At 64.9% G+C, this 20,496-nt stretch carries 17 protein-coding genes; 14 read left to right on the top strand and 3 right to left on the bottom strand.

The window, feature by feature from the left end; genetic code table 11:
• Positions 1-24: 24 nt before the first annotated feature.
• Positions 25-3,363, top strand: a complete 3,339-nt coding sequence (mscK, locus tag BLR94_RS10100; RefSeq protein WP_244158133.1) for a mechanosensitive channel MscK — start codon at positions 25-27, stop codon at positions 3,361-3,363.
• Positions 3,360-4,823, top strand: a complete 1,464-nt coding sequence (gene selO, locus BLR94_RS10095) for a protein adenylyltransferase SelO (RefSeq protein WP_084304578.1) — start codon at positions 3,360-3,362, stop codon at positions 4,821-4,823. Before mscK ends, selO begins: the two co-directional genes overlap by 4 nt.
• A 226-nt stretch (positions 4,824-5,049) precedes the next feature.
• Here selO and BLR94_RS10090 read toward each other — a convergent pair whose 3' ends face one another.
• Positions 5,050-6,135 (bottom strand): hypothetical protein, encoded by a 1,086-nt coding sequence (locus BLR94_RS10090; protein WP_084304579.1) that lies wholly within the window; start codon positions 6,133-6,135, stop codon positions 5,050-5,052.
• 190 nt (positions 6,136-6,325) lie between these two features.
• Here BLR94_RS10090 and BLR94_RS10085 point away from each other — a divergent pair, with 190 nt between their 5' ends.
• Positions 6,326-8,521 (top strand): OsmC domain/YcaO domain-containing protein, encoded by a 2,196-nt coding sequence (locus BLR94_RS10085; RefSeq protein ID WP_084304580.1) that lies wholly within the window; start codon positions 6,326-6,328, stop codon positions 8,519-8,521.
• A 79-nt stretch (positions 8,522-8,600) separates the two neighbouring features.
• On the opposite strand, the gene BLR94_RS10080 is transcribed toward BLR94_RS10085, so the two are convergent.
• On the bottom strand, positions 8,601-10,064 hold the full coding sequence (locus BLR94_RS10080; protein ID WP_084304581.1) for an alpha/beta hydrolase: 1,464 nt from the start codon (positions 10,062-10,064) through the stop codon (positions 8,601-8,603).
• A gap of 223 nt (positions 10,065-10,287) precedes the next feature.
• Here BLR94_RS10080 and BLR94_RS10075 point away from each other — a divergent pair, with 223 nt between their 5' ends.
• A complete protein-coding gene (locus tag BLR94_RS10075) occupies positions 10,288-11,265 on the top strand; it encodes a sulfite exporter TauE/SafE family protein (protein ID WP_084304582.1) in 978 nt (325 codons plus the stop codon).
• Between the two features lie 209 nt (positions 11,266-11,474).
• Positions 11,475-11,909 carry a thioredoxin TrxC gene (gene trxC, locus BLR94_RS10070; RefSeq protein ID WP_084304583.1) on the top strand — a complete coding sequence of 145 codons (435 nt, stop codon included), beginning with the start codon at positions 11,475-11,477 and terminating at the stop codon, positions 11,907-11,909.
• A gap of 108 nt (positions 11,910-12,017) precedes the next feature.
• Here trxC and BLR94_RS10065 read toward each other — a convergent pair whose 3' ends face one another.
• The gene (locus tag BLR94_RS10065) at positions 12,018-12,788 is read right to left on the bottom strand and encodes a ParA family protein (RefSeq protein WP_084304723.1); all 771 of its coding nucleotides are present in this window, start codon (positions 12,786-12,788) and stop codon (positions 12,018-12,020) included.
• Between the two features lie 235 nt (positions 12,789-13,023).
• Between BLR94_RS10065 and BLR94_RS10060 the strand changes: the two genes are divergently transcribed.
• The 9 genes from BLR94_RS10060 to BLR94_RS10020 are packed head-to-tail and all read left to right on the top strand — an operon-like array spanning position 13,024 to position 20,429.
• Positions 13,024-13,737 (top strand): beta-ketoacyl synthase chain length factor, encoded by a 714-nt coding sequence (locus BLR94_RS10060; protein ID WP_084304584.1) that lies wholly within the window; start codon positions 13,024-13,026, stop codon positions 13,735-13,737.
• On the top strand, positions 13,710-14,519 hold the full coding sequence (locus BLR94_RS10055) for a lysophospholipid acyltransferase family protein (RefSeq protein ID WP_084304585.1): 810 nt from the start codon (positions 13,710-13,712) through the stop codon (positions 14,517-14,519). The genes BLR94_RS10060 and BLR94_RS10055 overlap by 28 nt, the downstream gene beginning before the upstream one ends.
• Complete coding sequence (locus BLR94_RS10050) at positions 14,500-14,760, top strand: phosphopantetheine-binding protein (RefSeq protein ID WP_042552285.1); 261 nt, start codon at positions 14,500-14,502, stop codon at positions 14,758-14,760. Before BLR94_RS10055 ends, BLR94_RS10050 begins: the two co-directional genes overlap by 20 nt.
• A gap of 11 nt (positions 14,761-14,771) precedes the next feature.
• Complete coding sequence (locus tag BLR94_RS10045) at positions 14,772-15,029, top strand: acyl carrier protein (protein WP_084304586.1); 258 nt, start codon at positions 14,772-14,774, stop codon at positions 15,027-15,029.
• Positions 15,026-15,571, top strand: coding sequence for a COG4648 family protein (locus BLR94_RS10040; RefSeq protein ID WP_084304587.1), 546 nt, complete (start codon positions 15,026-15,028; stop codon positions 15,569-15,571). Before BLR94_RS10045 ends, BLR94_RS10040 begins: the two co-directional genes overlap by 4 nt.
• Positions 15,568-17,226 (top strand): acyl-CoA synthetase family protein, encoded by a 1,659-nt coding sequence (locus BLR94_RS10035; protein WP_084304588.1) that lies wholly within the window; start codon positions 15,568-15,570, stop codon positions 17,224-17,226. Before BLR94_RS10040 ends, BLR94_RS10035 begins: the two co-directional genes overlap by 4 nt.
• Complete coding sequence (locus tag BLR94_RS10030; RefSeq protein ID WP_084304589.1) at positions 17,223-17,972, top strand: glycosyltransferase family 2 protein; 750 nt, start codon at positions 17,223-17,225, stop codon at positions 17,970-17,972. The genes BLR94_RS10035 and BLR94_RS10030 overlap by 4 nt, the downstream gene beginning before the upstream one ends.
• Positions 17,972-18,907 (top strand): LpxL/LpxP family acyltransferase, encoded by a 936-nt coding sequence (locus BLR94_RS10025; protein ID WP_084304590.1) that lies wholly within the window; start codon positions 17,972-17,974, stop codon positions 18,905-18,907. The genes BLR94_RS10030 and BLR94_RS10025 overlap by 1 nt, the downstream gene beginning before the upstream one ends.
• The gene (locus tag BLR94_RS10020) at positions 18,888-20,429 is read left to right on the top strand and encodes an HAL/PAL/TAL family ammonia-lyase (protein ID WP_084304591.1); all 1,542 of its coding nucleotides are present in this window, start codon (positions 18,888-18,890) and stop codon (positions 20,427-20,429) included. Before BLR94_RS10025 ends, BLR94_RS10020 begins: the two co-directional genes overlap by 20 nt.
• The last annotated feature ends 67 nt before the right edge of the window (positions 20,430-20,496 follow it).

The raw sequence follows: 20,496 nt of genomic DNA, 5'->3' as shown, positions 1-20,496 counted from the left end.
GACTCCACCCCCGCGATCATGACCATGCTCTCATTCCGTCGTTTTCTTGCCGTTTCCCTGTTGGGCCTGTGCCTGGCCCAATCGCCCGCCTGGGCCGATGCCACCCCGACCAGCGCCGATGTGCAGCGCAGCCTGGATACCCTCGCCGATCGAAAATTGGTGGAGCCGGAACAGTCGCTGGTGCGCCAGATTCTGGAAAAGACCCTGGCGTCGCTGAACGCCCAGGCGCAAAGCCAGCAGAAGTTGGTCGCCCTCGACAAGCAGCTGGCACAGGCGCCACGCCAGACCCAGGAGGCTCACAAAGAGCTGCAAAAGCTCAAGGCCAGCAAAGTGGCCCCGGTGGCGCAGCGCTACGCCGGCAGCAGCGTTGCCCAACTGGAACAGATCATCAGCCAGCGCAGCGCACAGCTGAGTGACTGGCAGAAGCAGAGCAACGATGCCAACACCCTGGTGATCACCGCCCAGACACGACCGGAGCGGGCCCAGGCGGAAATCAGCAACAACCAGACGCGCACCCAGCAGATCAACAACCTGCTGAAGAACGGCCGCGAGGACGGCAAGCCGCTGACCAGCGAGCGCAGCAACCAGCTCAAGGCCGAACTGGCCCAGTTGGGTGCCCAGACCCAGTTGCGTCGCCAGGAGATGGCCGGCAACAGTGTGCTGCAGGATCTGGGCAGCGCCCAACGCGACCTGCTCGACGAGCAGATCCGGCGCCTCGATATCGAGTTGCAGGATCTGCAGACGCTGATCAACGAGAAGCGTCGCAACCAGTCCGAGCGCACCGTGGCCGAGCAGTCCATGGAGGCCCAGAAGGTCGGCGGCTCCGATACCCTGCTGTCGCGGGAAAGCGCGCTCAATGTCAAGCTGTCCGACTACCTGCTGCGCGGCACCGACCGTCTCAACGAACTGACCCAGCTCAACCTGCGCACTCAGCAGCAGCTCGACACCCTGAACCAGACCGATCAGGCCCTCGACGAGCAGATCAGCGTGTTGCAGGGCAGCCTGCTGCTATCGAAGATCCTCTACAAGCAGAAACAGGCGCTACCCAAGCTCAAGCTCGATTCCGGGCTGGCCGATGAAATCGCCGATATCCGTCTCTATCAGTTCGAGCTCAATCAGCAACGCGAGCAGATTTCCAACCCCGGCGCCTATGTCGACAAGCAACTGGCCGCCCAGCCGCCGGAAAGCGTGACACCCGAGCTGCGTCAATCTCTGCTCGACCTGATCGACACCCGCCGGGAATTGCACGACCGCCTCAACCGCGAACTCAATGCGCTGCTCAACGAGTCGATCACCCTGCAGCTCAATCAGAAACAGCTGCAGGACACCGCGACGGCGCTGCGTGCCACCCTCGACGAGCAGATGTTCTGGATTCCCAGCAACAACCCGCTCAACCTCGACTGGTTCAAGAACGTGCCCAGCCAGCTGCAGCGGCAGATCGCCGACCTGCCCTGGCTCGACAACCTGAGCCAGCTCGGCGCCGGACTGATCGAGCGGCCCCTGCTGTTCCTGCCACTGCTGCTGGTGATGGGCCTGCTGCTATACAAGCGTCATTACCTGAGCCAGAAGCTCACCGATCTGCACAAGGACATCGGCCACTTCAAGCGTGACAGCCAGTTGCACACGCCGGTGGCGATCCTCCTCAACGTGTTGCTGGCCCTGCCCGGTACGCTGCTGCTGGCGCTGTGCGGTTTCGCCCTGCAGATGGACGCCCGCGGGCTCAACGTCAACCTCGGTTCGGCGTTCCTGGGGATGGCCCAGGCCTGGTTGGTGTTCTACACGGTGTACCGGATCTTCACCCCAGGCGGCGTGGCCGAGCTGCACTTCCATTGGGCGCGTTCTCACGTCGCCTACCTGCACCGGCAGATCCGCTGGCTGGGCGTGGTGGTCATGGCGCTGGTAGCGGTGGTCACCGTGGCCGAGCACCAGCCGTCGAGCCTGTCCGACGACGTCATCGGCATCGCCGTGGTGCTGACCTGCTACGGCCTGATGATCTGGCTGCTGCAGAAGCTGCTGCTGCGTGGCCCGGCCCGGGAGAACGCGTCGTCGTTCCGCATGTTCATCGGCGTGCTGTTCAGCATGCTGCCCCTGGCCCTGTTTCTCGCCGTGTGCTTCGGCTATTACTACACCGCACTGAAACTCAGCGACCGGCTGATCGATACCCTCTACCTGCTGCTCATCTGGCTGGTCGTCGAGGCCGTATTCGTGCGTGGCCTGGCCGTTGCCGCGCGGCGCCTGGCCTACCAGCGCGCCACCGCCAAGCGCGAAGCGCAAACCGCGGAAGACAGCGAAGGCACGGAAATCCAGCTCGAGGCGCCGACCCTGGACATCGAGCAGGTCAACCAGCAATCCCTGCGCCTGATCCGCCTGACCCTGCTCGGCACCTTCATCGCGGCCATGTACTGGGTGTGGGCCGACCTGATTTCGGTATTCGCCTACCTGGACAACATCACCCTCTACGAATACAACAGCGGTACCGTCGCCGGCAGCGCCGCCTCGCTGATTCCGATCAGCCTGTTCGATGCCCTGTATGCGCTGATCATCGGCGCCATCACCCTGATCCTGGGTCGCAACCTGCCGGGTCTGCTCGAGGTGCTGGTGCTGTCACGCCTGCGGCTCGGCCAGGGCAGTGCCTATGCCATCACCACCCTGCTGTCCTATGTGATTTTCGGTACCGGCATCGTGGTCACCCTGGCGACCCTGGGGGTGAGCTGGAACAAGCTGCAATGGCTGGTCGCCGCGTTGTCCCTGGGTATCGGCTTCGGTATGCAGGAGATCTTCGCCAATTTCATTTCCGGCCTGATCATCCTGTTCGAGCGCCCGGTGCGCATCGGCGATCTGGTGACCATCGGTGGGGTGACCGGCACGGTGAAACGTATCCATATCCGCGCCACCCACATCATCGACAGCGATCGCAAGGAAGTGATCGTGCCGAACAAGACGTTCGTGACCAGCCAGTTGATCAACTGGACGCTGACCGACACGGTGACCCGTATCGTACTGACCTTCGTGGTCAACCGCGGCGACGATCTGGAAAAGGTGCGCACCCTGCTGCTGCAGGCTGCCCAGGAAAACTCGCGGGTGATGCGCGATCCGGCGCCGACCGCTCAGCTGAGCGTCTATGCACCGGGCGGCCTGACCCACGAGCTGAAGTTCTACGTCAAGGAACTGGGTGACCGTGGCGCGGCCACCGACGAGCTCAACCGGCGCATCGACCAGCTGTTCGCCAGCAACAACATCAACCTCTCCGGCACGCCGAAGATGGACATCGTGCTCAGTCGTTCCGCCGCCCCCCATGACACCCTCAAGCTCGACGACGAACAGTTGGCGAGCGCCGAGAAGAATGGCGAGGCAAAACCGTGAAAACCCTCGATACCCTGACCTTCGAAAACCGTTTCGCCGAACTGGGCGACAGCTTTTCGACCGCCGTGCTGCCCGAGCCCATCGCCGAGCCGCGCCTGGTGGTGGTCAGCGAAGACGCCATGGCGCTGCTCGATCTCGCCCCACAGGAAGCACAGCGCGAGGTGTTCGCCGAGCTGTTCTCCGGCAACCAGCTGTGGAGCGATGCCGAGCCGCGGGCCATGGTCTATTCCGGCCACCAGTTCGGCGGCTACAGCCCGCGCCTCGGCGACGGCCGCGGCCTGCTACTGGGGGAGGTGCTCAATCAGGCAGGTGAGCACTGGGACCTGCACCTCAAGGGCGCCGGCATGACGCCCTACTCGCGCATGGGCGACGGCCGCGCCGTGCTGCGCAGCTCGATCCGCGAGTTCCTCGCCAGCGAGGCCCTGGATGCCCTCGGCATCCCCAGCTCGCGGGCACTGTGCGTCACCGGCTCGAGTACCCCGGTGTGGCGCGAAAAGCAGGAAACCGCCGCCATGCTGGTGCGTCTGGCGCAGAGCCACATCCGCTTCGGCCATTTCGAGTACTTCTACTACACCCGCCAACACGACCTGCTCAAACAGCTCGCCGACCATGTGCTGGCCTGCCATTACCAGCAGTGCCTGGAGCACCCGCAGCCCTATCAGGCCCTGTTCCGGGCCGTTCTGGAGCGCACCGCCGGTTTGATTGCCCGCTGGCAAGCCTACGGGTTCTGCCATGGCGTGATGAACACCGACAACATGTCGATCCTCGGCATCACCTTCGACTTCGGCCCGTATGCCTTCCTCGACGACTTCGATGCCAGGCACATCTGCAACCATTCCGACGACAGTGGCCGCTACAGCTTCAGCAACCAGGTGCCCATCGCCCACTGGAACCTCTCGGCGCTTGCCCAGGCGCTGACCCCGCTGGTCGAAGTGGACAGCCTGCGGGAAACCCTCGAGCTGTTCCTGCCGCTGTACCAGGCCCACTACCACGACCTGATGCGCAAGCGCCTGGGCTTCACCACTGCCGAGGACGCAGACGAAGAACTGATCCAGCGCCTGCTGACACTCATGCAGGCAGGCACATCCACGGACTACCACCTGTTCTTCCGCCACCTCGGCGAGCAGGCACCCGCCGAAGCACTGCAGGTGGTGCGCAACGACTTCGTCGACCTCCAGGGCTTCGATGCCTGGGGCGCCGACTACCTGGCCCGCAGCGTCCGGGAAGGCAGCGACCAGGCCGCTCGCCAGGCGCGCATGCACGCCGTCAACCCGTTCTACGTGCTACGCAATTACCTCGCCCAGGAAGCCATCGCTGCCGCCGAGCAGGGCGATTACGCTCCCGTACGGGAACTGCACGAGGTGCTCAGACGCCCCTTCGAGGAACAGGCCGGCAAGCAGCGCTACGCCCAGCGCCCGCCGGACTGGGGCAAGCACCTGGAGATCAGCTGTTCGTCGTGAGCATCAGGGCCAGCCGCAAACCCGCCAATCAGACCGAACCTGTGGCATACCGTCCCGCTACCCTGCGCCGCTTGGCAAAATCGGTGAAGCCGAGCAACAGCAACGCCGTAGTGCAGGCCACCCGGAATGCCAGGGCGCCGCATGTCGCCGGCCAAGGTCGTTGCCCTTGGGCGCCCCACCGCCCTGCCAGCGTCGTAGCCAAGATAGGTGGCGGGGCGAACCGGCCTCAGCGCGCGACCCGGTAAAGCTCGCCCCAGCGCGATTGCCCCTTGGTCGGCTTGGCCGCGAGGACAACGGGACGCAATTGCAGCCCGGACAGTGCCGTACTCATCTGGCGGTAGCCGTACTTGGACGGGTCGTTGGCGTTGCGGAAATCCTTCAACTGCGTCGGCAGGCGCACCAGGTAGAGACCATCCAGCTCGCATTGCACCTGTTCGCTGGCGATGCGTTCGCACTGCTCGTCCCGGAAATCGATGTTCGGTACCTCGGGGAAGAAGCCGTCCACCAGCACGGCTTCGCCGGCGGCGACATCGAAGCTGGCGAACGGCTTGGCCAGCGCCGAGTGCACGTCCAGGGCCTCGACCTTGCGCTCGGAAACGGTATTGGCCCAGCCGGCAGCGCGGGTCTGCTCCGTCACGTCATAGGAGCTGGTCTGCCAGTTCACGCACTCGTTGCTCACCACGCGCACCGTGGTGCAGTAGCTCTGCTCGTAGGTCTTGTTGGCATACTGGGCGTCGCGCCATTCCTGACCACGGTCGTACTCGGCATTGAGTTTTTCCTTGAGTACGGTGTGGCCGAGCGGGGAGGGTTTGGGCGTTTCGCGACCGGTCAGGTTCGGCGTCACCGTGCGCGGTGATTCGTAGTAGCTGTTCTTCAGTTCGTAGTGCCCGGGCTCGACGATGTAGACCTGATACAGCACGCGCCCGAACACCGTCTGGTAATGGCTGCCAGTGACGCCGACGTCAGGCGCCCTGTTGGTGTTGCCGACACGCAGCACGTTGTTCGGCGCCTGGCTGTTGACCCATTCGACTCCGGCCTTTTGCAACTTGGCGAAGTCGTTCATGCCTTCGTTGCTGTTCAGGTCGTAGGTCATGCTGTCGAGGTTGACGGTGGTGGTGACGACGATGGCCTTGCCGGATTGCAGGGCCATGCCGAACAAGTCGTCGGTGGCCTTTTGCAGCGCCTGGCGCTCGGCGATGATCTGCGCCTCGCTCTTCAGGCCAAGCATGTTGGAAGCAGGCTGCAGGGGGACGCAGCCCATCAAGGGCAGCAGTACCAGCGCGATCCGTGCTGGTTTCAGGTGATGGTTCATGTCGTTGCGACTTTCCCGGGACGGCTCGATGATCCCGTGATGCTACGCAGTGCGCGGCACACGCTGGATAGGTCAAGTGTACTAGGGCCTGTTGACGCTTCACGCACGGCCGCCTGCCGCGCGGCACGAGACTTCCAGGCGAAAACCCGGATAATGGCCGCCATTTTGTTTCGCGTGCTGGTGCTGCCCCATGGAAATCAAGGTCAATTTTCTCGACAACCTTCGACTTGAAGCCAAGTTCGACGACTTCACGGTGATCGCCGATCAGCCCATCCGCTACAAGGGCGATGGCTCGGCACCCGGGCCGTTCGACTACTTCCTGGCTTCGTCGGCCTTGTGTGCGGCCTACTTCGTCAAGCTGTACTGCCAGACGCGGGACATTCCCACCGAGAACATCCGCCTGTCGCAAAACAACATCGTCGACCCGGAAAACCGTTACCAGCAGATCTTCAAGATCCAGGTCGAGCTGCCTGCCGATATCTCCGACAAGGATCGCCAGGGCATCCTGCGCTCCATCGAGCGCTGCACCGTGAAGAAGGTCGTACAGGCCGGGCCGACGTTCATCATCGAGCAGGTGGAGAACCTGGATGCCGATGCCCAGGCCCTGCTGGTCCCCGGCAACGCTGCGCAAACCAGCACCTTCATCGCCGGCAAGGACCTGCCCCTGGAGCAGACCATTGCCAGCATGTCGGGCATCCTCGCCAGGCTGGGCATGAAGATCGAGATCGCCTCGTGGCGCAATATCGTGCCCAACGTGTGGTCGCTGCACATTCGCGATGCCAGCTCGCCGATGTGCTTCACCAATGGCAAGGGTGCCACCAAGGAAGCCGCGCTGGCGTCGGCACTCGGCGAGTTCATCGAGCGGCTTAACTGCAACTTCTTCTACAACGATCAGTTCTGGGGCGAAGACATCGCCAACGCGCCGTTCGTGCATTACCCGAACGAGCGCTGGTTCCAGCCGGGCCGCAAGGACGCGCTGCCGGCGGAGATCCTCGACGCGTACTGCCTGAATATCTACAACCGCGATGGCGAGCTGCGCGGCTCGCATCTGTTCGACACCAACTCCGGCAATGAGGAGCGCGGTATCGTCTCGCTGCCATTCGTGCGCCAGTCGGATGGCGAGGTGGTGTATTTCCCCTCCAACCTGATCGAGAACCTCTACCTGAGCAACGGCATGAGCGCCGGCAATACCCTGGCCGAGGCCCAGGTGCAGTGCCTGTCGGAGATATTCGAACGGGCGGTGAAGCGCGAGATCATCGAAGGTGAGTTCGCCCTGCCGGATGTGCCGGCGCAGGTGCTGGCGAAATACCCCGCGATCCTCGCCGGCATCCAGGGCCTCGAAGCCCAGGGCTTTGCGGTGCTGGTCAAGGACGCGTCGCTGGGCGGCGAATTCCCGGTGATGTGCGTGACTCTGATGAACCCGCGCACCGGCGGCGTGTTCGCCTCCTTCGGCGCGCACCCGAGCCTCGAGGTGGCGCTGGAGCGCAGCCTTACCGAATTGCTCCAGGGCCGCAGTTTCGAGGGTCTCAACGACCTGCCCCAGCCAACCTTCGAAGGCCACGCGGTCACCGAGCCGAACAACTTCGTCGAGCACTTCATCGACTCCAGCGGCGTGGTGTCGTGGCGCTTCTTCAGTGCCAGGTCGGATTACCCGTTCGTGGAGTGGGATTTCACCGGGCAGGGTGCCGACTCAAACAGCGAGGAGGCGGCGACCCTGTTCGGCATCCTCGAAAGCATGGGCAAGGAATGCTACATGGCGGTGTACGAGCACATCGGCGCCACGGCCTGTCGCATCCTGGTGCCCGGCTATTCGGAAATCTATCCGGTGGACGACCTGATCTGGGATAACACCAACAAGGCGCTGTTCTTCCGCGCCGACATCCTCAACCTGCACCGTCTCGACGACGCCGAGCTGGCGTCGCTGGCCGAGCGCCTGGTGGAGAGCGAGCTGGACGATTACACCGACATCAAAACCCTGATCGGCATCGAGTTCGACGACAACACCGCCTGGGGCCAGCTGACCATCCTCGAGTTGAAGCTGCTGATCTACCTCGCCCTGGAGAAGACCGACGAGGCCAAGGAAGCGGTGGAGATGTTCCTGCAGTACAACGACAACACGGTCGAGCGCGGCCTGTTCTACCAGGCGGTGAATGCGGTGTTGGAAATGCGCCTCGATGAGGACCTGGAGCTGGCGGACTACGAAACCAACTTCCGCCGCCTGTTCGGCGACGAGCGAATGGACGCAGCCATTGGCTCGGTATACGGCAGGGTACGCTTCCACGGCCTGACGCCGACCAGCATGCAACTGGAAGGACTCGACAGGCACCTGCGCCTGATCGACAGCTACAAGAAGCTGCATGCGGCACGGGCCAACGTAGTGGCCTGATCCGACTGGCAGCCGTCGACACAAGGCGCCTGCGGGTGCTTTGCGTTTTCTGCCCGACCCCCTGCGTGGGCGACCCGCACTACCGCCTGGCCGCCTCGAACCCGGCATGCTCCGCCAACCGCTCGGCCATATAGGGATAGAACGGATTGGACGTCACCCGTTGCAACGCCTCCATGCTGACCAGCAGTACCCCCCGCTCGCCGCGCACTGACAGCGCACCGAGGTGCACGCCGTAATCCTCCGGCTCGTCAGGTTGCAAGCCGTACAGCGAGTCGCTCGGCGGGAACGGCAGGGCGACGTGGGACAGGGAGAACACCTCACGGGGAAATGCCAGGCCGAGTGGCATGAGCCGTTCGTCAACGGCACCGGCTTCGGTGATGCGTGCGGCGGCATCCAGCGTCTGCGGCGAAGCGTTGCCGACCAGTGTGGTGCGGTAATCACGGGGCGGGGCCGGCAGCAGGTCGCCGGGCGATTTGGCGTGGGCGCCGAGCAACGGCCCGAAATCCACGAAACGGTTGAGGTCGAACAGCACCAGCTCGCTGCCGTTGGCGGGCAAACGGGCATACAGGGCATCGACCACCGCAGGTGTGCTGACGGTGTAATCGACCAGCGACTGGAACGTCAGCAGCGGCGGCAGTTCCCCCAGCGCTCCACGTTCGCTCAGGGTGACGATCTGCTCCTGCAGCGCCGTGGTGAACAGATAGGACTGGCGTGCGGCATTCAGGGCGAAGGAGTTGTACTTGAACGGGTTGTACTCGGGTAGCACATCCAGCCAGGCGGCCTTGGCGAACGCCGGGAACACGGCCGGTAGCCCGGCCAGTCCGGCGAAGCGGGCATAACCGGCCACGCCGATCATCGGCGAGATCAGGGTCAGGTGATCCGGCCGCGCCAACTCATCGTTGCCCAAGGCATCCAGCGTGTATTTGAGGGCCAGGCCACCGCCCGCCGAGTAGCCGACCAGGTGCAGCGGATCACCGGCACGGGTCAGGCGCCTGGCCTCGCGTACGGCCAGGCGCGTGGCTGCCAGCCAGTCCTGCCAGGCCACGTCGGTAAGCGCGCCGGGTGTGGTGCCGTGCCCCGGCAGGCGCAGGCCGACGACGACGAAGCCGGCCTCACGGTACAGCCTGGCGATGTGCCGCAGGCTGTAGGGCGAATCGCTCAGCCCGTGGAGCATTACCGCGGCGCCTCGTGGCTTGCCCTCTGGCTCCAGCACGTAGGAACGGTTCCAGTCCCATTCGAAGCGCGAGGCGTTCAGCGGGCTGTCGGCGAAGTAGCGGTTGTCGGCCACCCGCTCGGCATCGTCGAGGCGCTGGTAGACCTTGCCCGGCAGCGAAGCGAACAGGGCCTGCTCGGCCAGCAGGTAGTCCTGCCAACTGGCGGAGTCCAATTCGTCGGCGCTCAGTTCGTGGGGGACGAAGGTATGCCAGGGGCTGAGGTCGGGTTTGCTGTGCGCGTCATAGATCCGCAGGGCGAAAAAGGTCAGGGCAGTCACGGCGACTACCAGCGCGGTCAGGCGTACCCACTTCTTCACCACGGCCTTCATGCTTCAACCTCTCGAATGCGAATGGTTCATGATAACCCTGGACGTATCACTTCGTGGGTATGTCGTTTGGGTATAACCGAGCCCCGAACACCTGCTTATCTATTAAATCGAATAGACATATAGACCTTTCCAAAGGTTCTTAGACCTCGAGGCAAAAGCCGTTTATCGTCGGCGCCGCTGCAAAACGCCTGTTCTACCACCCGCTGTCAGGCCTCTACACCGCATGAAAATTCGCAATCTCGATCTCAGCGCCAGCCCGGTCAACGATGCACACCAGGCCCTGGGATTACCCCCCGTCGAAGACCACGTTTCCCACCCGGACAACCACCCGATCCTGCGTGCCGCCATGTGGTTCGCCATCCTCACCCTGGCTGGCCTGCTGCTGTTTCTCGCCTGGCGCCTGTTCTTCGGCAACCACGAGAGCAGCGGCCTGGAAATCATCGAGGACGCGCTGACCAGCCGCGCCTTCTGGAGCGCCGTGGCGGTCGGCTTCTTCGCCCAGGTCATCGATGGTGCGCTGGGCATGGCCTATGGCATCACCGCCACCACCTTCCTGCTCAGTACCGGCGCCACGCCGGCGGCCGCCAGTGCCAGCGTGCACATCGCCGAAGTGTTCACCACCGGGTTGTCGGGGATCTCCCACGCCAAGCTGGGCAACGTCAACAAGGCGCTCTTCCTGCGCCTGCTGCTGCCGGGCATCATCGGGGCGGTTCTCGGCGCGGTGCTGATCACCACCTTCGACGGCGAGGTGATGAAGCCCTTCATTTCCGCCTACCTGTTGCTGATGGGCCTGTACATCCTGCACAAGGCCTATCGCCACGTGCGATTGGTCAAGAAGGAGCCCAAACACGTCGGCAAGCTGGCCTTGTTCGGCGGGTTCGTCGACGCCGCCGGTGGCGGTGGCTGGGGCCCGGTGGTCACCAGCAGCCTGCTCGGCTCGGGCAGCGACCCGCGCACCACCATCGGCTCGGTGAACTTCGCCGAGTTCTTCCTGACCATCACCAGCGCCACCTCGTTCATCCTGCTGGCCGGCCAGCCGGATACCTGGCTGATGGTCGCCGGCCTGGTGTTCGGCGGCATGTTCGCCGCGCCGCTGGCCGCGCTGCTGTGCAAGACGCTGTCGGCACGCACCCTGCTGACCATCGTCGGCTGCCTGATCACCTGCATCAGTGCCTACAACATCTACGCCAGCCTCAGCTGAAAGGCGGGGAGCGAGTGTCGTTACCACAAGGCCGTGAGCCCTCCCAGGATGCGCCCCTCGGTACCGTCATCCGGGTGGCGCTGCGCTCGCCCCCGGGGCGATGGATCGCGCGACCTGGCGGCTCCGAGGCATGCCCTGAGGCGACCCGCGCCTTGCCAGGCCGGCTCACAGCCCATAGGCTGCGGGCGAACGTCTTCGCGGAGCCTGTCATGAACGAGTCGCCGATCATTCCCTGCCCCGGTTGCAGCAGCCTCAACCGGATCCCGGCCGCTCGCCTGAGCGAGGCACCGCGCTGCGGTCACTGCAAGGCCGAGGTGCTGCCAGGTACGCCGTTCGAGCTTGGCCAGGGCAACTTCGCTGCGCAACTCAAGGGTGACCTGCCGTTGCTGGTCGACGTCTGGGCGGCCTGGTGCGGGCCCTGCCGCAGCTTCGCGCCGACGTTCACGCAAGCGGCCAGCGAACTGCGTACCCGCTGCCGGCTTGCCAAGCTGGACAGCGAAGCCCATCCACAGCTCTCCACCCAGTTGGGCATCCGCTCGATTCCGAGCCTGATTCTGTTTCGTGACGGCAAGGAAGCAGCCCGACAGAGCGGCGCCCTGCCCCTGCCGCAATTGCTCGCCTGGCTCAATGCACAGGGTGTCTGACAGGCAACGCCTGCGACTTCGTCCCGGGTATCGCCGCGCCCGACGCCGCGCTACCAGAACATCACCGCAGCCTTCGCTTGAGCACAGCGATACCCAGGAAAGCCTTGGTCAGCGTTGCTGCAGCAGGTCGTGCAGTTCGACGTACTGCTGGGTGAGCTTGTGCCGTGGATCGAGGTAGATCAGCGGCGTGCAGGCCTGGTGCGACTCGCGCATCTTCACCGAGCTCATCAGGTTCACCGGCAGCACCGGCAGGCCCTCGGCGATCAGTTCGTCGAGCAGTTGCTGCGGCAGCGTAGCGCGCGGCTGGAACTGGTTGACCACGATGCCTTCCACTTCCAGCGTTTCGTTGTGATCCTCCTTCAGCTCTTCGATTTCACGCAGCAGGCCGAACAGCGCGTTGCGCGAAAAGGTGTCGCAGTCGAAGGGGATCAACACACGGTCGGCCGCGATCAATGCGGACACCGTATAGAAATTCAGGGCCGGCGGCGTATCCAGGTAGATCTGCTCGTAGTCCTCGGACAGCTCCTCGAGGAGTTTGCGCAGCTTGTTGATCTTGTGCTTCTGCTCCAGCTTGGGCTGCAACTCGGCCAGCTCGGCCGTGGCGGTGATCACGTGCAGGTTGTCGAAGGGCGTTTCGTAGATGTCGACCTTGCCCTTCTTGGCGAACGGCCCGCCGGACAGGGTCTGCTTGAAGAAGTCGGCGATGCCCATGGGAATTTCGTCGCCGCTCAGCCCGGTCAGGTAGTGGGACGAGTTGGCCTGGGCGTCCAGGTCGACCAGCAGTGTCCGGTAGCCCTGGGAGGCACTCACCGCCGCCAGGTTGCAGGCAATGCTGGATTTGCCCACCCCGCCTTTCTGATTGAAAACCACGCGCCGCATCTGCATTTCTCCGCTCTCTAGTACATTCATACTAGCCATAGGTTCTTGACAGTAGCGAGAAACGCCGGGATGGGCATCGCCCATCAGAAAATCGCTACTTAATGTTTGCGACGAAAAGTCATCCCCCGGATAATGCGCGCGCATCACCAGCTCCCCATCGACAAGGCTCTTGTCGCACAGGACAGTCGACCAGACAAGGAAATGCCCGGCGGGCCAAGCAGAGTTCCACCTAGAAATGCATTTCAGGATCGATCAATGGCGTGCCTGGGCTCCCGGCCTGGACAGTACGGATGACTGGCTGGTCTGGAGCTCGGCGCCCGGACGCCTGCACGATACTGGCGAGCAGCCCGATGTCGGCTTCCTGCCGGCCATGCAGCGCCGCCGCCTGAGCCGCCTGGCTCGCATGGTGTTCCAGGTCGCCTGGCCGCTGGCCGAGGGGCATCCGGCTTTGCCGCTGGTATTCGCCTCGCGCCATGGTGAAACCCCGCGCAGCCTGAGCATTCTTCAAGACCTTGCAAGAGCAGAACCGCTGTCGCCAACGCAGTTCAGTCTTTCTGTTCATAACGCGATCATCGGCCAATGGTCGATCCTGCGCGGCGATACCAGCGAGATGACGGCCCTGGCCGGCGAGGGAGATGGCCTGGAAATGGCCATGCTGGAAGCCGCCACGCTGCTCGCCGATGGCGCACCGGCCGTGTTGCTGGTGATCGGCGAAGAGGCCCAGCCGGAGCTTTATATGCCCTTCATCGACGATGTTCCCTTCCCCTACGCGCTGGCCCTGCTGCTGATGCCGGGCGAGGACTGGCATCTGCAGCTACGCACGGGCAGCGGCCCGCGCGCACCCTGGCCGCATCCGTTGAGCCTGATACAAGGCCTGTGCAACGGATACGTCACCCTCGAACACACCTGGAAAGAGCGCCAATGGACCTGGTCACGGAAAAGCCTGTGAGGCGCTACAGCGCGCCCTACTGGTGGCGGCTGATCGCGACGGCGGCGAGCTTTACCCTGTTCGGTATCGGCGGCCTGCTGCTGCGCGTGCTGGTATTTCCCGTGCTGTCACTGCTGCCGGGCGATGCCCTGGCCCAGCAGCGCCGTGCCCGCCAGGTGGTAAGCTGGAATTTTCGTACTTTCGTGAAGTTCATGCACCGCAGTGGCGTGCTCACCTACGAGGTCGAGAATGCCGAGCGCCTGGGCCGCCCAGGGCAGATGATCATCGCCAACCACCCTTCGCTGATCGACGTGGTGGTGACCATCGCCTTCACCCACAATGCCAACTGCGTGGTGAAGCAGAGCCTGTGGAACAACCCCTGCATGCGCGGGCCGATCCGTGCCGCGGGCTACATCAGCAACAGCGGCAGCCTGGACATGCTCGACGAGGCCGCAGGCGCGCTGCAGCAGGGCCAGACCCTGATCATTTTCCCGGAGGGTACCCGCACCACGCCGGGCCGCCCACCTGAATTCCACCGCGGCGCCGCGGCCATCGCCCTGCGCGGCGCGCGCCTGATCACCCCGGTGGTGATCAGCGTGACCCCGACCACCCTGACCAAGGCAGAGCCCTGGTACCGGATCCCGGCGCGGCGCTTTCACGTCCACCTGCGCGTGGGCGAAGACATCGACCCCGCGCAGTTCAGCGCCATGGGCCCGGCGCCTGTGGCCTCGCGCAAACTCAACGACCATCTGCACCAGCATTTCATTAAGGAGCTCGCAAGCGATGAGCGCTCTACAGCTTGAAATCAAACACCTGATCATCGACTCCCTGGGGCTCGAAGACATCACGCCGCAGGATATCGACGACGACCTCACCCTGTTCGGTGAAGGCCTCGGCCTGGACTCGGTCGATGCGCTGGAGCTGGGCCTGGCGATCCAGAAGCGTTTCGGCATCAAGATCGACGCCGAGGCCAAGGATACCCGCACCCATTTCGCCAACGTGGCCAGCCTGGCAGCCTTCGTTGCCAGCCGCCAGGCAGCCTGAGGACGACCACCATGCAGACCCGTGACGATATCTTCGACACCTTGCGCGACGCGCTGGTGGAGCTGTTCGAGCTGAGCCCCGAACGGATCAGCCTGGACGCCAACCTCTACGAGGACCTGGAAATCGACAGCATCGATGCCGTCGACCTGATCGACCATATCAAGCGCCAGACCGGCAAGAAGATCGCCGCCGAGGCGTTCAAGTCGGTGCGTACCGTCGGCGACGTGGTCGAAGCGGTGTATCAGTTGGTCAATGCGGAACCGGCATGAGCCGTCTGCTCGGCCTGTTGGTGGCCCTGGTCAGCGTGGCCTACCCATTCGCCGTGTATTTCGGTGCAGGCCACGTTTCGCCCGCGCTGTTCGCCGGGCTGCTCGGCGGCCTGTGGCTGGCCCGCCTGCTCGCCAACCCGCATGACCGCGACGGCCGCAGGATGACCGGTGCGGTGCTGGTGTTCTGCCTGCTGCTGGCCCTGGCCGACGAGCCGACGCTGCTGCGCTGGTACCCGGTACTGGTCAGCGCGCTGTTGCTGGCCCTGTTCGCCGGCAGCCTGAAGATCGGCATGCCGATGGCCGAGCGCCTGGCCCGCTTGCGCGAGCCGGAACTGCCGGAAATCGCAGTGCGCTATACCCGCCGGGTGACGGAAGTGTGGGCGGTATTCCTGCTCGCCAACGGCCTGGTGGTGGTGGCCCTGAACCTGTGGGCACCGCTGTCCTGGTGGACACTCTACACCGGGCTGATTTCTTACCTGCTGATGGGCCTGCTGTTCGCCGGCGAATGGCTGGTGCGTCAACGTGTAAGGAGATTCGCATGAACTGGCTGAGCCTCGACAACCTGTTGCTGGAGGCGGACGCCAGCCGCCAGGTAACCCCAACGCTCGACCACGCGCAGCTGTGCCAGCGCGCACTGGGCCTGGCGGCGCACTGGCAGGCCACGGGGGTGAAGCGCATCGCCCTGCATCTGGAGGATGCCTGCGAGCTGGCCATCGCCCTGCTCGCTGCCTGGCAGGCCGACATTCACGTGCTGCTGCCGGCCGATGCCCAGCAGCAGACACGCCAGCGCCTGGGTGCCCAGGTCGACCTGTGGCTGGAGCACCTGGATGAATCGGTGGCTGCCGCACCGCTGGCCGCCCGCCCGCTGGATCGTCAGCGCTGCCGCCTGACCCTGTGCACTTCGGGTTCCAGCGGCGAGCCCAAGCTGATCGACAAGAGCCTTGGCCAATTGGCCAACGAAGTGCAGGCGCTGGAAGACCTGTGGGGCGAGCGCCTCGGCGAGGCCCTGATCATCGGTAGCGTGGCCACCCAGCATATCTACGGCCTGTTGTTCCGTGTGCTCTGGCCGCTGTGCGCCGGCCGGGTATTCCTGCCCAAAGCACTGCCCTTTCCTGAAGACCTGCAACTGGCCAGCCTGCCCCACCCGGCGTTTGCCTGGGTCACCAGCCCGGCGCTGCTCAAGCGCATGGGCGACAACCTCGACTGGCCGGCGCTGAGCCGCGTCCGCCAGGTGTTTTCCTCCGGCGGCGCATTGCCGGCCGAAGCCGCCGCCTCCGTGCAACAACGCCTGGGTCAGTGGCCGACGGAAATCTACGGTAGCTCGGAAACCGGCGGCATCGCCTGGCGCCAGGGCGGCGAACACTGGCAACCCTTCGCGGACGTGCAGCTCGCGCTGAACGACGAGGGGGCCCTGCGCCTGAGCTCGCCCTATCTGCCGGCGGGGCACTGGGAGCAGATGGCCGACGCCGCGCAGATCGAGGCCGATGGCCGCTTGATGCTCGGCGCCCGTCTGGACCGCATCGTCAAGCTGGAAGAGAAACGCATTTCCCTGCCCCTGCTGGAACAGGCCCTGGCTCTGCATGACTGGGTCAGTGAAGCGCGCCTTGGCGTCTTGCAGCAGGGCCGTGCCTTTCTCGGTGCACTGCTGGCGCTGTCTCCGGAAGGCCAGCACGTGCTGCGTAATCAGGGTCGTCGCCATCTGACCGAGGGCCTGCGCCAGCACCTGGCCGGCCATTGCGAGCCCATCGCCCTGCCACGCCGCTGGCGCCTGCTGCCCCATCTGCCCTACAGCAGCCAGGGCAAGCTGGGGCAGGCGCAGGTCAACGACCTGCTGGCCGCCGACCGCCCCACCCGGGTCGAGCCACTCAGCGCGCGGGAAGAGCAAGGCGAGTGGCACCTGGAGCTGGACGTACCCCTGGATCTGGCGCACTTCAGCGGCCACTTTCCGGGTACGCCGGTGCTGCCAGGTGTGGTGCAGATCGATTGGGCGCAACAGTTGGCGCGTACCCTGATCAGCGATCTGCCGCCACTGTTCGGTGGCATGGAAGTGCTCAAGTTCCAGCAACTGGTTCGCCCTGGCGACCGCCTGCAGCTGAGCCTGCGTTTCGACACCGAACGCAACAAGCTGTACTTCACCTTCCGCAACGGCGAGGCCAACTGCTCGTCCGGCCGCATCCTGCTCAAGGCCGCGCCATGACGCCGACTGCAACCGTTCATCGCCCTTGCGCACTGATCCCGGTGTACAACCATGAGCATGCGCTGCCCGCCGTGGTCGCCGCCCTGCTCGAAGCCGGGCTGCCTTGCGTGCTGGTCGACGACGCCTCCAGCCCGGCCTGCGCGGCGGTGATCGACCGGCTCGCGGATGAGGCCGAGACCTACCTGCTGCGCCTGCCCCACAACCGGGGCAAGGGCGGCGCGGTGATGGCCGGCCTGCGCGAAGCGCAGCGCCTGGGTTTCAGCCATGCCCTGCAAGTGGACGCCGATGGCCAGCACGACCTGCTGGCGGTACAGGCCTTTCTCGACGAATCCCGCGCCCATCCCGAGGCGATCGTCTGCGGCTACCCGCAGTACGACGCCAGCGTGCCCAAGGGCCGCCTGTATGCCCGGTACCTGACCCACGTATGGGTGTGGATCAACAGCCTGTCGCTTGAGATCCGCGATTCGATGTGCGGCTTTCGGGTCTACCCGCTGGCCACCAGCGTGGCGCTGATCGACTCGGCGAAGCTGGGCACGCGCATGGACTTCGACTCGGAGATTCTCGTCCGCCTGTCCTGGCGCGGACAGCCGATGCGCTGGCTGCCGACCCGTGTGCACTACCCCGCGGACGGCATCTCGCATTTCCGCCTGTGGCAGGACAACCTGCTGATCTCGAAAATGCATGCGCGGCTGTTCTTCGGCATGCTCTGCCGCGCGCCCTGGCTGCTCTACCGGCGGTGGCGCTGATGGAGCGCAGCAGGCATTGGGCCGGCCAGCGCGAACGAGGCAGCTTCGCGCTGATGAAATTCACCGCCCTGACTGCCCGCCATCTGGGCCGCCGCGCGCTGAGCCCGCTGCTGTACCTGATCGTCGCCTACTTCTTCCTGTTCGGCGCCAAGGCGCGGCGCAGCATTCGCCAGTACCAGCACAACCTGGCGAACTGGAGCGGGCGCCCTGGGCTGCGCCCGACCCGCCGTTCGGTCTTCGCCCAGTTCATGGCCTTCGCCGACAGCCTGCTGGACAAGCTGGACGTGTGGAGCGGCCGCCTGAACTTCAGCGATATCGAGCTGCTCGATCCCCATGGCCTGCATGACCAGATGAGCGGAACACGCGGTCAGCTGCTGGTCGGTGCCCACCTCGGCAACCTCGAGGTGTGCCGTGCCCTGGCCGAACTGAGCGCCCAGGTGCGCATGAACGTGCTCGTCCACACCCGGCATGCCGAGCAGTTCAATCGTCTGCTCAAGGAAACCGGCGCCAACAACCTGCGGCTGATCCAGGTCAGCGAACTGGATCCGGCAGTGATGATGCGCCTGGCCGACCACCTGGAGCGCGGCGAATGGCTGGCGATTGCCGGCGATCGCGTGCCACTGCACGGCGAGCGCACGGTGGACGTGGACTTTCTCGGCCAGTCGGCGCCGCTGCCCCAGGGTCCCTGGCTGCTCGCCGGGCTGTTGCAATGCCCGGTCAACCTGATCGACTGCCTGAAGATCGATGGCCGCTACCAGGTCATGCTGCAACCCTTCGCCGATGCCGTGCAGTGGAAGCGCAGCGAGCGTGAAGCGGTCATCCGAGGTTGGGCACAACGCTACGCCGACCACCTGGCCCGACGCTGCCTGCAAGCCCCGCGGCAGTGGTTCAATTTCTATCCGTTCTGGAACGACCATGACAACCCATCAGCCTGAAACGGTGACCTTCGGCGCTCAGCCGCTGCGTCTTGAGCAGATCGTCGGCCTGGCCCAGCGCACAGCGCGCGCGACGCTGGACACGAGTCCCGAATGGCGGGACCGCATTGGCCGCGGCGCACGCTTCGTCGACGGCCTGCTGGACCGCGAAGGCATGATCTACGGCATCACCACCGGCTACGGCGACTCCTGCGTGGTGGCGGTACCGCTGCACCAGGTCGAGGCGCTGCCCCGTCATCTGTACACCTTCCACGGCTGCGGCCTGGGCAAGCTGCTCGACGAGCAGGCCACCCGAGCGGTGCTGGCGGCCCGCTTGCAGTCGCTGTGCCAGGGCATGTCGGGGGTTCGCCTGGAGCTGCTGGAGCGTCTGCAGGCGTTCATCGAACACGACGTGCTGCCGCTGATTCCGGAAGAGGGCTCGGTGGGCGCCAGTGGCGACCTGACGCCGCTGTCCTACATCGCTGCGACCCTGTGTGGCGAGCGCGAGGTCATGTACCGCGGTGAGCGACGCAGCGCCGCTGACGTGCACGCCGAGCTGGGCTGGACGCCACTGGTGCTGCGCCCCAAGGAAGCCCTGGCGCTGATGAACGGCACCGCGGTGATGACCGCCCTGGCCTGCCAGGCCTATTCCCGTGCCGATTACCTGCTCAAGCTGGCGACACGCATCACCGCGCTCAACGTGATCGCCCTGCAGGGCAACCCGGAGCACTTCGACGAGCGCCTGTTCGCCGCCAAACCGCACCCTGGCCAGAACCAGGTCGCCGCCTGGATTCGCCAGGACCTGGCCATCGACGCACCGACCGCGCCACTGCATCGCCTGCAGGATCGCTACTCGATCCGCTGCGCGCCGCACGTACTGGGCGTGCTGGCCGACAGCCTGGGGCTGCTGCGCCAGTTCATCGAAACCGAACTGAACAGCGCCAACGACAACCCGCTGATCGACCCCGACGAGGAACGCGTGCTGCATGGCGGGCATTTCTACGGCGGGCATATCGCCTTCGCCATGGACAGCCTGAAGAACCTGATCGGCAACCTCGCCGACCTGCTCGACCGGCAGCTCGCCCTGCTGGTCGATACCCGTTACAACCACGGCCTGCCGAGCAACCTGTCCGGTGCCCCGATGGAAACCGCGATGATCAACCATGGCTTCAAGGCCGTGCAGATCGGCGCCAGCGCCTGGACGGCCGAAGCCCTGAAGAACACCCTGCCGGCCAGCGTGTTCTCGCGTTCCACCGAATGCCACAACCAGGACAAGGTGAGCATGGGCACCATCGCTGCCCGCGACGCGTTACGCAGCCTGGAGCTGGCCGAGCAGGTCGCCGCGGCCACCCTGCTCGCCGCCAACCAGGGCGTGTGGCTGCGCCAGCGTGCCGGGTCGACTGCCCTGCCGGCCACCCTGGCGGACATGCACGGGCAACTCGGCGAAGACTTCCCGCCGCTGATCGAGGATCGTGCCCTGGAAAACGAGCTGCGCCTGTGCCTGCAACGCATCCGTGGCCAGCACTGGAGTCTTTATGTCTGACCTGACTTCTGTGGGAGCGCGCCAGGCGCGCGAATCGCGGGCATGGCCCGCTCCCGCATCCCACGCC

The sequence above is a fragment of the Phytopseudomonas flavescens genome (assembly GCF_900100535.1).
In the GTDB taxonomy this organism is placed as follows: Bacteria; Pseudomonadota; Gammaproteobacteria; order Pseudomonadales; family Pseudomonadaceae; genus Aquipseudomonas; species Aquipseudomonas flavescens.
The sequence above is the reverse complement of the archived record's forward strand: the minus strand, read 5'-3'. Positions and strand labels throughout refer to the sequence as shown.

Bases quoted from the DNA above. Each gene is read 5' to 3' on its own strand.
- mscK (WP_244158133.1), top strand. From the start codon at position 25: ATGCTCTCATTCCGTCGTTTTCTTGCCGTTTCCCTGTTGGGCCTGTGC.
- BLR94_RS10090 (WP_084304579.1), bottom strand. From the start codon at position 6,135: ATGAACCATCACCTGAAACCAGCACGGATCGCGCTGGTACTGCTGCCC.
- BLR94_RS10085 (WP_084304580.1), top strand. From the start codon at position 6,326: ATGGAAATCAAGGTCAATTTTCTCGACAACCTTCGACTTGAAGCCAAG.
- BLR94_RS10080 (WP_084304581.1), bottom strand. From the start codon at position 10,064: ATGAAGGCCGTGGTGAAGAAGTGGGTACGCCTGACCGCGCTGGTAGTC.
- BLR94_RS10075 (WP_084304582.1), top strand. From the start codon at position 10,288: ATGAAAATTCGCAATCTCGATCTCAGCGCCAGCCCGGTCAACGATGCA.
- trxC (WP_084304583.1), top strand. From the start codon at position 11,475: ATGAACGAGTCGCCGATCATTCCCTGCCCCGGTTGCAGCAGCCTCAAC.
- BLR94_RS10065 (WP_084304723.1), bottom strand. From the start codon at position 12,788: ATGCGGCGCGTGGTTTTCAATCAGAAAGGCGGGGTGGGCAAATCCAGC.
- BLR94_RS10060 (WP_084304584.1), top strand. From the start codon at position 13,024: ATGCATTTCAGGATCGATCAATGGCGTGCCTGGGCTCCCGGCCTGGAC.
- BLR94_RS10055 (WP_084304585.1), top strand. From the start codon at position 13,710: ATGGACCTGGTCACGGAAAAGCCTGTGAGGCGCTACAGCGCGCCCTAC.
- BLR94_RS10050 (WP_042552285.1), top strand. From the start codon at position 14,500: ATGAGCGCTCTACAGCTTGAAATCAAACACCTGATCATCGACTCCCTG.
- BLR94_RS10045 (WP_084304586.1), top strand. From the start codon at position 14,772: ATGCAGACCCGTGACGATATCTTCGACACCTTGCGCGACGCGCTGGTG.
- BLR94_RS10040 (WP_084304587.1), top strand. From the start codon at position 15,026: ATGAGCCGTCTGCTCGGCCTGTTGGTGGCCCTGGTCAGCGTGGCCTAC.
- BLR94_RS10035 (WP_084304588.1), top strand. From the start codon at position 15,568: ATGAACTGGCTGAGCCTCGACAACCTGTTGCTGGAGGCGGACGCCAGC.
- BLR94_RS10030 (WP_084304589.1), top strand. From the start codon at position 17,223: ATGACGCCGACTGCAACCGTTCATCGCCCTTGCGCACTGATCCCGGTG.
- BLR94_RS10025 (WP_084304590.1), top strand. From the start codon at position 17,972: ATGGAGCGCAGCAGGCATTGGGCCGGCCAGCGCGAACGAGGCAGCTTC.
- BLR94_RS10020 (WP_084304591.1), top strand. From the start codon at position 18,888: ATGACAACCCATCAGCCTGAAACGGTGACCTTCGGCGCTCAGCCGCTG.